This is a genomic window from Salibacterium sp. K-3 (genome assembly GCF_054052005.1).
In genome coordinates, this window is sequence record NZ_JBSVZE010000001.1 from 1467500 (window position 1) to 1482109 (window position 14610).

Annotated in this window: 4 protein-coding genes; all 4 read left to right on the forward strand. The window is 37.6% G+C overall.

The features are described 5' to 3' along the window. The first annotated feature begins 18 nt into the window (after positions 1-18). The 4 genes from ACW9JV_RS07345 to ACW9JV_RS07360 are packed head-to-tail and all read left to right on the forward strand — an operon-like array spanning position 19 to position 14609. Positions 19-4545: an amino acid adenylation domain-containing protein gene (locus ACW9JV_RS07345; RefSeq protein ID WP_457332828.1), complete on the forward strand. Its 4527-nt coding sequence runs from the start codon at positions 19-21 to the stop codon at positions 4543-4545. A gap of 11 nt (positions 4546-4556) precedes the next feature. Further along, entirely contained in the window at positions 4557-10499 is a 5943-nt protein-coding gene (locus ACW9JV_RS07350; protein ID WP_457332831.1) for an amino acid adenylation domain-containing protein, read from the forward strand. Next, a complete protein-coding gene (locus tag ACW9JV_RS07355) occupies positions 10484-11500 on the forward strand; it encodes a TauD/TfdA family dioxygenase (RefSeq protein WP_457332833.1) in 1017 nt (338 codons plus the stop codon). Before ACW9JV_RS07350 ends, ACW9JV_RS07355 begins: the two co-directional genes overlap by 16 nt. A gap of 16 nt (positions 11501-11516) precedes the next feature. Next, positions 11517-14609 (forward strand): amino acid adenylation domain-containing protein, encoded by a 3093-nt coding sequence (locus ACW9JV_RS07360; protein WP_457332835.1) that lies wholly within the window; start codon positions 11517-11519, stop codon positions 14607-14609. Position 14610 lies beyond the last annotated feature (1 nt).

Consider the following 14610-nt stretch of genomic DNA (forward strand, 5'->3'; position numbering starts at 1 on the left):
CAGAAAGGGGGAGACCTAATGCTTGTAGAAGAATCAAAACTGTTTCAGTTATCGCCAAATCAGGAAGATATGTGGCGCTCACATTATCTTTCTTCAAATCAAAATCAGTTAAATATGTATGCTGCATGGGTGTTACCGAAAGATATTGACTTTGATGCTTTGGCTGCAGCCTTTCAAGGCATTGTTGATAAATACGAAACGTTAAGAACAAGCTATCAATTTATCGATAACCGACCGTATCAAAAAGTCATTGAAAACCAAAAAGTAGATTACCGACATAAGGATTTATCTAATATGTCCACGGACCAATTTAATCAAATTCTTTTACACGAAGCTTATCTTCCTTTTGATTTAGAAAAAGGGAAGTTGTTTAAAGCTCGTACCTACATTAATTCAAAGGGTCAACATATTCTGTTATTTGTTGTTCATCACCTGGCCATTGATGGATGGTCTATTATGGTGATGATGAAAGAATTAGGACGTATTTATGAAAAATATCCGTATGAAACTGAAAATCGATATATTAGCTCCCATTATCATTCATTTGTACAAGAACAAAACGAAAAAGATAAAACAAAAGAGCTTGAGTATTGGGCTAAGCGACTTGAGCGATCAGGAGGGTTATTTCCTGTTGATCTCCCTTCTAAAAATTCTGTGCACCAGTCTTTTAGAGGAGAGCCATTCTTTTTCTTCATTGATAGCAAGGTGACTGCTAAGTTAAAAGAGGTGGCGAAAAGAAATCGAGTTACGCTCTATATGCTTCTTTTAACTGCCTACCAGCTGCTCCTTCAAAAATATAGCAGCCAAGAATGCATTTGGGTAGCTACGCCCTTTGCCAGAAGAAACACAAAAACGTTAGACAGTGTAGGTTTTTACGCTAATACACTCTATATTGACGGTCATTTTTCTAACGACATTACGTTTAATGATCTTGTGCAACAAATAAACGAAACGTACAAGGCAACTGTCGATCATAAGGACATATCCTTTTCGGATTTAACGACCTTAATTAAGGAAAGTGGCCTTGGGGAAGATGGGCGCCATTTTACAAACGTCATGTTCAGTTTTCAAAACATAAGGAGTATAACCAAAAACAACCTTGGTGCTGTTTTTCTTGGCGTGGCTGGTGCAAAAGGGAGAATAGGGACGATTGACGTTGAAGTTTATCCCTTGAAGAGAACTATTACACAATTCGAGCTTGAGCTAGAGGGTGTCGAATATAACCGGGAACTTCATTTTAGAATGATTTTTGACCCGGATAGATACCATGAAGGAATGATTAAACGGTTATCACAACATTTTGTAACTTTACTTAAAGAAATTGTGAAAAACGACAGTCTTCAACTTAAGGACTACTCTTTATTAAGCAAAGAACAGGTTAGAGAACAGCTTATTGACTTAAACCCTTCAATTTTAGCAAGAGAACCAAAATGTTCTATTGTAGATGAAATGGAGAAGCATGCCCGTACAACCCCAAAATCTATCGCCGTAACAGGTCCTGACGGATCCATTACGTATGAAGAACTTGTCAAAAAGTCAGATGTAGTAGCTAAAAATCTTATTCATAAAGGTATTTCTCGAGAAGAACGGATAGGAATTGCGTTAAAGCCGGGTGTAGATGTTGTTATTGGGATCCTGGGAATCTTAAAAGCAGGTGCTGTTTATGTTCCATTAGATCTCTCCTATCCTCAAGGACGTCTCGAATACATGATTCAAGACGCTGACATCTCATTAATTTTATGTAATGAACGAATGAATTTCGCTGGTTTCTCTATTCCTATGAACAGCTTGACTGATTTGTCAGCTCCCGTAGATGTACCACTTAAAACTTTTCTCCCGCACCAGTTGGCTTACATTATTTACACTTCCGGTTCAACAGGGAAACCAAAAGGGGTAATGGTTAGCCATGACAATATTTACTACTCAAATATGGCAAGAAAAAAAGTGTATTCTGAAAACAGTAAATGCAATTTTTTGTTACTTTCCCCCATCTCTTTTGATAGCTCTCTTGTTGGGTTGTTCTGGACGTTATCGTCAGGTGGAAATGTGATCTTATCTGATTTACACAAACAGTTGGATATTTCAAACATTATAGATTCTATTATAGAGCATAAGGTAACACACATGCTGAGTGTTCCTTCTTTTATTCAATTGCTCTTTGAACAAGCTACTAAAGAAACGTTGAAGTATTTGGCATGTGTCATTGTGGCTGGGGAACAGTTCCCCAAAAGTCTCCATAATTATCAAAAAACGCACTATCCTCATATATTGTTATTTAATGAATACGGACCAACTGAAGGTACGGTTTGGTCAAGCTATTATAAATTAAAAGAAAGTGATCATTCGGTTGTGCCAATTGGTTTTCCTGCTTCTCATGTAAAAATTCACATCCTGGATAATTCTCTACAATTTGTACCTAAAGGAACATCAGGGGAAATTTATCTAGCAGGTCATGGAATTGCACGAGGGTACAATAATCAACCAGGACTAACTTCTGAACGTTTTTTACCTAATCCTTATGGGAACGGAGACAGACTTTACCGAACAGGTGATTTAGCTAAGTACAATGAAGATGGCAGTATTCAATTTCTTGGAAGAGTCGACGGACAGATAAAAGTGAATGGATTCCGTATTGAAGCAATGGAGATTCAAGGAGTCATTGAAGAAAATCAAGATGTTTTAAAGGCAGTTGTTCTAGGCACACAAAGTGAAAACGGAGCAACAAGACTTAAAGCTTTTGTGTCTACAAACTCCCACTCTTTTTCAGTAGAAACAATAAAAAAGACGCTGGCAAAAAAATTACCTGATTTTATGATACCAAGTCAATTTATCGTAATAGATAAATTCCCTTTGACCCAAAACGGAAAAGTGGATATGAAAAAGCTGACAACAATGAAAAGTCAAATAACAGATCAGTCTGCAACAGATCCAAAAAATGAACGGGAAAAGATATTGGTTGAAATTTTTGAACAGATGTTTGCCGTTAAGGTCAAGATTGAACATAATTTTTTTGAACTAGGGGGGGATTCAATCCTGGCGATTCAAGTATCTTCAAAGGCAAATGAGAAGGGATGGCTACTAAAGCCAAAAGATATTTTTGAAAAAAGAACTATTCAACATATGGCAGCAGTGATGAAAAGATCAACGAAATGTGCAAACACGAAGAGTAAGGGAGAACTTCCTTTGTCTCCCATTCAACAATGGTTCTTTTCACAAAACTTTCTTTATCCTAATCACTGGAACCAGGCCATTCGTATGAAGTGTAAAAGAAGTCTGCCACTAAGCCTTTTTCAAAAAGCTTTTGATTTTATTGTCAACGCTCATGATTCACTACGATTGAAATTTAAAAATGAAGGAACTGGATGGAGGCAAATATTCACAGAAGAGGGTGACACAGTAGAGCTTTCGTATTTTGACTTTTCAAGCCATGATAATCCTGATCGAGATGTTCAAACTGAATCTGAACACATGCAACGATTGTTAGACATTGAAAAAGGACCACTTGTATATGCGGGATATTTTAATATGGGGAATCATCAGGACGACGATATTGTTATCATTATTCATCACCTTTTGGTAGATATGGTATCATGGCAAATTCTTCTTAAAGATCTTGATGTAGCAATGGAATCTCTTCTTAATGGCAGAGTTGTTGAGCTGCTCCCTGAAAGGTCAACATATCAACAATGGATTCAGCATCTTCCAGAACTGGCTGAACACGTAAAAAGAGAGGAAGACCAACTATGGAATGAACATGTGAAGCCAGGCAGTCTTGCTGGTCTGGATAAAGGAACAGAAGGAGAAAAGGTTTATCTGGAAAAAACTATAACAAAGGATTTGTCTCAGGCTCTTATTAAAGAAGTTCCTAAATATTTTGGTACGAAAGCGAATGAAGTTATTTTATCAGCCGTCGTGTGTTCGCTGCAAAATTTAACAAAAGACAGTAATGTCATCATGGATTTAGAATCACATGGACGGTACTCACTCGATGACGAACTTGATCTATCGAGAACGGTTGGCTGGTTTACTAGTGTCTACCCTATGCAGTTTAAGGATATTAGGAGTCAAGCGACGGGTGATATTTTAAAAAGCGTGAAAAAAAATTTGCGTAAACCGTTATATGGTGGCATGGGCTTTGGATTATCTGGATGGCAAGAAGGTAAGCAGAAATCCACCGGTGCTTTGTTTAGCTATAACTATTTAGGAAAACTTGATCAGACCTTCTTTGAATCAGAAATATTAGATGTTCATAGTTTTTTAAGTGAGAGTGTGAGACATAGTGAAGAAAAAAGGATATATTTACTTGAATTTGAGCCTTATTTTATAAACAATCAGTTGTATATAAGGGTTGCCTATTATCCGAGTGTGCATAGTGCTGAGAAGATTACAGCCTTGACGGAAGAGATCATAGAATCTGTGGAAAAGTTTATTTCTTATTGTACCAATACCGAAGAGGTTGGTTTTGTATCCAATGACTTTCCAGAAGCTAACCTCGATCAAGCTTCTTTGGAAAAGTTCCTTTCAACCATTGAACAGAAGCCATAGGGGGAGCGAAAATGAATTTAAAAAACATTTCAAACATTTATGAATGTTCTCCTTTGCAAAAAGGAATGTTGTTTCATACCATTCACCAACCAGATGCGGAACTTTATGTGCAGCAGCTTTGTTTTAGGGTAGAGGGAACATTGGATATCGCTTTATTTAAAACAGCTTGGAATAACGTGATTTCTAAACACGAGGCTTTAAGAACAACCTTCCATTGGAAAGAGTCTGATAAAGTGCTTCAAGTTGTTCATAAGGAACTTGATTTTCCTTGGGTTGTTCGTGACTGGTGTTATTCTGGTCAACCCCCAATCGAATTCGCAAAGGATATTAGAAAGCAAGGAATTAATGTGACAGATGGGCCACTTATGAATTTTCATTTGCTTTGTGAAGAGGACAGCTATTACGTAATTTGGACATTTCATCATCTGCTGATGGATGGATGGTCTATGCCAATCGTACTAAACGATGTAATCACAATTTATACGAGTCTATTAAAAGGAGAAATGCCATACCTTGAAGAGGCCCCGCAATATCATCGTTATATATCTTGGTTGAATCAACAAGATTTAGCTTCCGCAAGACATTTCTTTAAAAAAACACTTCAAGAAGTATCGGAGCCAAGCTATTTATTACACGCTGAGTACCATAACGCTAAACAGGATAGACATGCTGATTATATATTAGATAGTGTATTTAGAATGAAAGTAGAAGAGCTGGCAAAAGAAAGAAATGTAACCCCGTTTTCAATTTTTCAAGGGGCATGGGCCTTGGTAATTAATAGCATTACAGATCAAAAAGATGTCCTCTTTGGAAGTGTTATGTCTGGACGACAACCAGAGATTCAAGGTGTAGATAAAATTGTAGGTCCGTTTATCAATACTTTGCCATTACGCGTCACACTTCAAGAAGATTATAGCTTGTTATCGATCATTCAAGCGGTACAGTCGGAACAAAGTCAACTATCACAATTTGACTATACCCCTTTATATGAGGTCCAAAAGCTAAGCGAAGTAGAATCCAGCTTGTTTGACAGTATTGTCGTATTTGAAAACTATCCATTCGATCATAAAATGTTTAACACGGAGGAATTAGGATTTTGGATAACAGACTTTGTAGTTGAAGAGAAATCAAGTTTTCCGTTAAGCCTTGCTATCATTCCATATGAAGACCAATTTGCGTTGCGTTTTCACTATGATTCAAATATTTTCAGTGAAACTGTTATTGAGGATATAAAAAAGCAAATGGTTTTATGTTTAGAAGCGATAACGCACGACATTACTCGGACTGTTGATTCTATTCAATTGATCAATGCTCCAGCTCAACTTGCTGCTGTAGAAGGGGACATAGAAGCAGGAACTTTGTTTGAAAGTTTTGAGAAACAAGCAAAAAGAACGCCACAAAAAGTAGCTGTAAAAAATAATGAAGTCGCTTATACGTATCATGAGCTTTTGTTAAAGTCTCAAAAGTTAGCCCAACATCTTCTAGATAAAGGATTAATAAATGAAGACCGTGTGGCTATCTATATGAAAAAATCCCCCGAGAGCATCATAGCTTTACTAGGCATTCTTAAGGCAGGAGGTGTGTATGTTCCGTTAGATGCGAAAATGCCAAAGGAAAGAATCAGCTATATTCTAAATGATAGTAAAGCTCGTTTTGTCGTTACATTAGGAGATATCCCATCATCCCATGTAGTACCTACGATTCGTTTAGAAGATACTTTTTCGGTTGAACTACGGGATCACCAAATGGATTTCTCGCCGGAGCAGACCGCCTATATCATGTATACATCAGGTTCAACAGGAAAGCCAAAAGGGGTGAATGTGACGCACTCCGCTGCCTTACAGCATTATGAAGCTTTTGCAAAAACATTTAATATTTGTGAAGAAGACGTCGTTTTACAATTTGGCACACTAACATTTGATCCCTCCTTGGAACAGGTATTTCCGACTTTATTGAGAGGCGGTTGTGTCGTTGTCAAAAAAGATGATGATATGTGGAGTGCAAAAAATTTTACAGACAATGTTAACCGTGATCACATTACCATCGCTAACCTTCCAACTCCTTATTGGAATGAAATTGTAAACTATTATGTGCTTGCAGATAAGACGCTTGTCATGGATAGTTTACGTCTTCTGGCAGTAGGAGGAGACACGTTATCTGTCAGGCAAGCGGAAAAATGGTATCGCATCTACGAAGGTAATGCTGAGTTATGTAATTTTTATGGACCGACAGAAATCGTAACTACTTGCTCTTATTATCCGCTAAAGAAGAACGATTTACCTGGTGAGGGAACGGTACCCATTGGCTATCCTTTCCCTGGAAGAGCTCTTTACGTATTGGACTCTATGGGAAGAGCAGTAAGCGTTGGACAAACCGGTGAGCTTTATATCGGAGGGAGTATTTTAGCCTCAGGATATTTTAATGTTCCAGAACGTACGGCAGAGAGCTTTATTCCTGATCCTTTTAGGCAGATGGAAGGAGCCAGGATGTACAAAACAGGAGATTTAGCCCGTATCTTAGAAAATGGTACTGTTCAGTTTCTCGGTCGAAAAGATGATCAGGTTAAGGTTCGAGGGTTTAGAGTGGAAGTGGGAGAAATCGAAAAAGCTCTATTATCAATATCTATGATTAAAGAAGCCTTAGTTGTCGTAGGAGGTTCGGACCAGCGTAAAAGAATTTATGCCTATGTAACTACGAATGAGGATACTAAAGAAAGAATGATTAAGACCAAACTGAAAGAGTATCTACCAGACTATATGATTCCTAACAGAATAGTACTTATCGAGGCACTCCCCCTTCTTACAAATGGCAAAATCGACAAACAATCTTTGCCAAAAGTGAATGAAACCAATAAAGATCGAAGCGAATATAGAGCGGCTGTTAACGATAGACAGAAAAAGTTGGTGGAAGTATGGGAAGAAGTATTACAAGTACAGTCTATAAGCACAACAGATAACTTCTTTGAACTTGGTGGAGATTCAATCATAGCCATGCAAATTGTAGCTAGGTGCCAAGAGTTTGGCCTAAGTACCAACGACCTGTTTCATTACCAAACCATTGAAAAAATTGACCAGAATATTACGAAAAATAAAAGTGAAATCAAAGAAAGCAGAATGTCATTTGATAAAGATGACAACGATCTGTTTACACCGATTCAAAAATGGTTTTTTGAAAAGAAATTTCCGAATCCTTTTCATTGGAATCAGTCGATTATTCTTACGTGTAAAGAAATTGTTGATACGGTTGCACTTGATAAAGCGCTAGAAAGTACATTCAAACAGCATGACGTGTTTACAACTGTATTCAAAAAAGAAATACACGGCTGGGTTCATGAAGAAGTTACTCAACCTCTATATCACTTGGAAATTAAAGACATCAGAAATGAGGACCAAAATTTAAAAACAAAATTGATTAATCAAGCTCAAACTTCTCTTGATTTTAAGGATGGCCCACTAGTGAAAGCCGTTTTATTTAAAGAGGAAAAGGGCGACTCTCTCTTTTTAACAATCCATCATTTAGTAGTTGATGGTGTTTCATGGCGAATTTTACTTGAGGATCTGGGAAACGCTTATGTTCAGTTTAAACAAAACACTACTATTAACCATCCTGCAAAAACCACATCTATTAAAGAATGGGCGTATGTTCTTCGGCAATATGCTCATTCTGAAATGCTTTTGGAAGAAGTGCCGTTCTGGAAAGAAATAGACGAAACTCAATTTGTGATTCCAAAAGATTCGAAAGTACCTCACACAAAGAATACAGAAGGCACCATGGAAAAGAGGAGTGTTACGTTTTCAAAAACTCAAACAGACTCATTAATAACTAAAGTGCACCAGACCCTTGGAACAAAGATACAAGAAACACTTATTGCCGCTTTACTTCTAAGTTTGCGGGAATGGTCACAGAACCAAAATGTGAAAATTGATATTGAAGGGCATGGAAGAGAAAATATCGATCAGGGAATGAACCTGACTAGAACCGTCGGTTGGTTCACTACTTTATATCCATTCTCCTATTCATTTAAGAATCATATGTCACTCCTTAAAGAAGTGATTAATATTAGTCGTGAACTTCGGGCTGTTCCAAATAACGGTTTAGGATATGGAGTACTTAAATTTTTGAAACAGGAACCGTTTAATGGTCAGGCGGATGTCAGTTTTAATTACCTTGGTCAAATCAACACGTTTAGTTCCTCTGTTTTTGAAATATCACAAGAAAATATTGAACCAATTCGCGATCCATCAGCTCAGAGAGCATACCTTGTCGATCTCGAAGGGGCGGTTTATGACGGAGAGCTTGTCATTAACTGGATGTATAGTAAGCAACATCACTACCGAGAGACTATGGATCAACTCACTTCCTATTTCACTGAATATGTAGAAAAAATTATTGAGATAAGCAGTGAATTGGAAGGTAAAACCAAGCTCCCTAAACATTTTGAGAGAATTTTATTGGATCAAGAAGAATGGGATCTTGTTAATGAGTACCCTAACGAAACTGAGGATATTTACCCCATGACACCTGCCCAAGAGGGGATGTTGTTTCACACCATGATGCATCCTGAATCAGGGGTGTATGTAGAGCAAATTTCTTTTGAAATCATAGGCAATTTAGATGTTGATGCTTTTGAAAAAGCATGGCAGCACGTCATTTCTCAGAATGATATTCTCAGAGCTTCTTATCTATGGAAAGGATTTTCAAGACCATTTCATGTTATTAATAGTAATATATTGACACAATTAGAAATTCAAGATTGGATTGGAATATTTGAAAACGAAGAAGATTTATTAACAGGCCTTAAAGAAGAGTGTGAGAAGAAAAGAAAGCTGCCGTTTGATGTTGAATCTGATTCGCTGATTCGACTTCTGCTTATCAAGCTAGATGAAAATAGGTATTACTTTGTTTGGAGCTATCATCACCTATTACTTGATGGCTGGTCGATGCCTATGGTGATTCAGCAAATGACAAATGCTTATGCCGCTCTAAAAAATTCACGTACACCGGTAGAGATAGCTTCTCCGTCATTTGGAAAATATGTAGATTGGCAGCAAAACCACGAGACAAAAAAGAATAAGTCCTTCTTTCAAGAGATTTTAAATGGTTATGAAAGCCGTGGGTTATTGGTGCACATCCAAAGTGGGGATCAAGGAAATAACGAAATTAAACACAAATTGTCCAGGTCATTAACAAAACGATTAAAACAAACAGCCATAAACGAGAGGACGACATTAAACACGCTTATTCAGACTGCTTGGGGGATTTTTTTAGGCATTGAAACCAAAAGTGAGATGGTCGTTTTTGGATCCGTTTTGTCAGGACGTACTGCACCACTGCAAGACATTGAACAAATGGTGGGCATGTTTATTAATACACTGCCAGTAGGCATGCACCTTCCCCAAGATGCAAACATGAATGATCTGCTATCAGATATGCATAGGAAACTTGTAAAGATCAATGAGGCTGAAAGTACATCCTTATTAGAGGTTAAAGAATGGATTTACTACAAAGAAAAAGCGTTACTATTCGACACTTGCCTTATATTTGCAAATTTTCCGAACCTTATGTCTGCAGATAATGGATTGTCTCTGTTAGATGGCGTAACTGTAAAACATGTAAAAGTAGAGGAACAGACAAACTTCCCTTTAACACTATCGATCGTGCCGGGAGAGCAACTTGAGCTAGATGTCAACTATAACTGTTCTTGTTTTAGAGAACAAACCATTCATCGTTACTTGAATATGTTAGAAAATATACTATTAATGCTTACTGAAGAAGTAGAATATTCTTTTACTGACTTAAAGTCAGAAGTATCCGCTAGGCTTTCGGCAAAGAGCGAGTATTTAAGCAGACAAAAAAAAGACAGAAATGTACACCAGCTTAATCAATTAAGAAGAAAGTCTGCAAATGTGAATAATAAAAACCAAGGAGGAGTCAACAGTTGGCAGAATCATTAAGGATTAATAGAAAAAGAAGAAAAGTAGTGCAGTCTAATAATAATTTTATTAAAACAAGATATTTTCAAAAAGGACAAAATCTTCCTCTCGTCATGGAGCCTAATGCTGACGGTGTCGATATTTTCGAATGGGTTAAGGCAAATAAAAGTGAGGTGACTGATACACTTCATAAACATGGAGGTATATTATTCCGTGACTGTAACATCACCAATGTAAAAAATTTTCATTTATTCATCAATCAAATCTCCGGTGAACTATTGGAATACAGTGATAATGTGACGCCGAGAAGTACTGTTAAAAATCAGATTTACACCTCAACCGATTTTGCTAAAGACCAGCATATTGAGTTGCACAATGAAATGGCTTACAGCCACGAATGGCCAATGAAAATATTTTTTTATTGTGATATTCCTGCTCAAACAGGAGGAGAGACACCTATTGCCGATAGTAGAAGGATATATGAAAAATTGGACCCAACTATTATAAAGAAATTCAGCGAAAAAAATGTGATGTATGTTCGAAATTTAGGTCTTCCTCTTGGAGTTAGATGGCAGGATGCTTTTCAAACAGAAGAGAGGAAAGTTGTGGAGGAGATATGTAAGAAAAACAATATGAATTGCATATGGAAAACGGGAGATCACTTGAGAATTGAACAGGTTCGTCCGGCTATCACAAGGCACCCTGTTACTGATGAGCCCCTTTGGTTTAATCAGATTTCTGCGTTTCATCTAACGACCCTTAATGATGAAATTAGACAAGAACTCCTGCATCAATATGATGAGCAAGATGTTCCAAAGAACTCATTTTACGGGGATGGAACGAGTATTGAACGGGAAGTATTACAAGAGATTAGAGAGGTTTATACCGAACAAACAGTCAAGTTTCCATGGCAGAAAGGAGACATTTTAATGCTTGATAACATGATGGTGGCTCATGGTCGAACACCATACACAGGAGATCGGAAGACGCTTGTAGGCATGACGGAATCAAAAAATTGGTAAACAATAAGGGAGGGTTATGCTGGTGACGATAGAGGGGTATGAGTTATCTAATCAGCAAAAAAGGATTTGGCAGGTTATGCAAGATCAGAACCACCCATTTTATAATTACTTGTCCGTCACATTAAAAGGAGTACAGTCAATACAATCCTTTAAAGAGAGTCTAGTGAACGTGATCAACCGTCACGAATCATTTAGTACTACTTTTGATAAATTGGAAGGCATTCACTACCCAATCCAGATAATTGGTGAAGAGGGACCATTTATTTTATGTGAATCGAACCCACCTGAAACAGGCAGCATCAAGGATGACAATGAAGTAAGTTCTATAATTGACCAAATAAAACAGCCAGTCGGAAAAATGATCGGTGTCATCCTTAACCAAGTTGATAAAGATATACATGAATTGAGGTTATATGGCCACAGTTTAAATGTGGACATTCATTCTCTTCAAATGCTCGTTATGCAAACCGTCCAATTACATGTCACAGGTCAGACAACTGACGAAAAAGACCTTATTCAATATGTAGACTTTTCTCAGTGGCAGGATGAGCTGTTTGAAGAAAAGCACTCACTAGATTGGAATCAGGTTAAGAAATCACTGCCTTTTGAATACCTTCCTGGTCATTCAAAAAACTTTGAAGCAGGTAATGTGAAGAGAAGACTTAGCGATGAAGCGAAGCAAAAACTAATGGCTTTCACAAAAAAACATGCGATAAAACCTGGCACCGTTCTTTTTACTACCTGGAAGAGCTTTTTATCAAAGGTAGCCTGCGCAGATGTGCTAGTTGGGTTTGTGAGTGATGGAAGAAACTATGATGAGTTAAAACCATCCATAGGGCAGTTTGAGAAAGTACTGCCAATTGAACTTAATACAAACGTTGGGGCATATCGGGATTTGAATAAACAGATGAACACGCAACTGGATGATATTTTTGAAAAATTAGAGTATATCAATCCCTCTACCATACTTAAAGATGCAAATGACACAATACCGTACCAATTTCGATATATGGAAAAGAAAGAGCAAGTTGAATCTATCTCTGTCAAAGTTAACACTGTTCATACCGTTAATGATAACTACCGACTGTTACTGACAGTGTTAGAAACGTCGGAGAATGTTGATATTTTTCTAGATTTTAATCAAATGGGCTTTCATCAACCAGATGCTGTTTGGTTACTCCGTCAATTTGAATTCTTTCTATTGCAATGTTTAGAAAATCCAGATAAAGCAGTAGAAGAAATGGCGGTCATTAGTGCGGAAGAAGAAAAGAAAATCATATACAGTTCATTTGGTTCAGTTGAGTATTCCAGCGAGCCTTCTACGATCATTGATCAATTGACAAAGACGACAAATGAAATTCCAGACGCTTTAGCAGTTGTATCAGGAGATCACTATCTCACGTATAAAGAGCTAGATTGTAAATCAAATCGCTTAGCTAATTATATTAAGAAGAGGGTTCGACCTGAAGAGCGTGTGGCAATTAGTCTGCCGCGATCTGTCGATGCAGTGATTTCAATGATTGCATCGCTGAAAGCAGGAGCAGCATTTGTGCCTGTTGATCCGAAGTGGCCATCAAAAAGAATTAAACATGTTTTAGAAGATAGTAAAGTGAAAGTGTTCATATCAAATACAGAATTAGTAAATGAGTACGAGGTTCATCATTTAAATATTTCTAACGAAAAGATACTTGCAGATGAAGAGGAAGAATGGAAGCAGGATGTCATTGAACCTCACCAACTTGCTTATGTTCTCTATACCTCTGGTACAACTGCACTTCCTAAGGGTGTGGGGGTAGAACATGGGAATGTAATTAATTATTTGACTTGGTTTAATGAAAAATTCTCGAGAGATGTGAGACTTCCGTTTAGTTCAGAACTTGGATTTGATGCCTTTTTGAAACAGGTTTTCCTTCCATTAATACGAGGAGAGAAAATATTTGTTTTTTCCGAAAATCAAGTTCTGGAGCCATCACAGTTTTTAAATGCTTTTTTGGATTATCAATGTAACGCCATCAATTGTGTTCCTGCATACTGGAGAGTACTGGTAGAAGAACTTGATAAAAATGACGGACTGCTGAATCGTGTTAAAAGTCAACTTTCCACCTTGTTTATAGGAGGAGAGAAAATGGGGCAAGGAGTTTTAAAAAAGACCTGGGCTCTATTCCCTGATCTATCTGTTGTTAATTTATATGGACCCACTGAGACAACAGCGAATGCGACATTTTCAACAGTTAAACATGAGGCTTTCATGCCGATAGGCTCACCGATCGATAATATGACTGCCTATGTATTAAAAGAAAATATGGAATTCGCTTCGATTGGTGAGGAAGGCGAATTATATATAGGTGGATTAGGCGTGGCTCGTGGGTACATCGAACAGGCTGGTTTAACTGCAGAACGATATATCCCCAACCCCTTTTCTTCTGGAGACAGGCTTTATAAAACAGGAGACATTGTACGGCTGATGGCAAATGGTCAAATTGAATTTCTATATCGAGCGGATGATCAACTTAAGATTAACGGTAAGCGAGTGGACTTGAATGAAATTGAAACTCTAATAAACCAGCACCCCTATGTATTGGAAAGTGTAGTTCTCATAACTAAACAATTGCTTGTCACATTCTTTGTGGGAGAAGCAAGTGCAGACGTACTTCGGGCTTATGCAAAGGAATGGCTCCCGGATTATATGGAACCTACCCATTTTATCGAGGTTACAACTATTCCGCTTACGATCAATGGAAAAATTGACAAGCAGGCATTGGTAAACTTACACGAAGAGCGTGAGAACAAAACGTATATTCCACCTCGAAATGAAATGGAAGAGGTCATGATAAGGATTTGGGGTGAAGTCTTAAACACGGAAGAGCTAGGCATTAGAGATAATTTCTTTGAACTTGGCGGGCATTCTTTAAATGCTACACAGATTATTTCTCGGTTAAGAAAAGTCTATGAATTAGATATACCAGTAAGCCTGATCTTTGAAACAGAGATCATTGAAGAGCTTTGTGAGGCAATAAAAGTGTTGCATTCTGACGAAGTGTCGTACATTGATAAGGTGTCTCATACTTATCTTGAGGCAGAGAAGATGACCATGGCAGAGGAGGTATGAG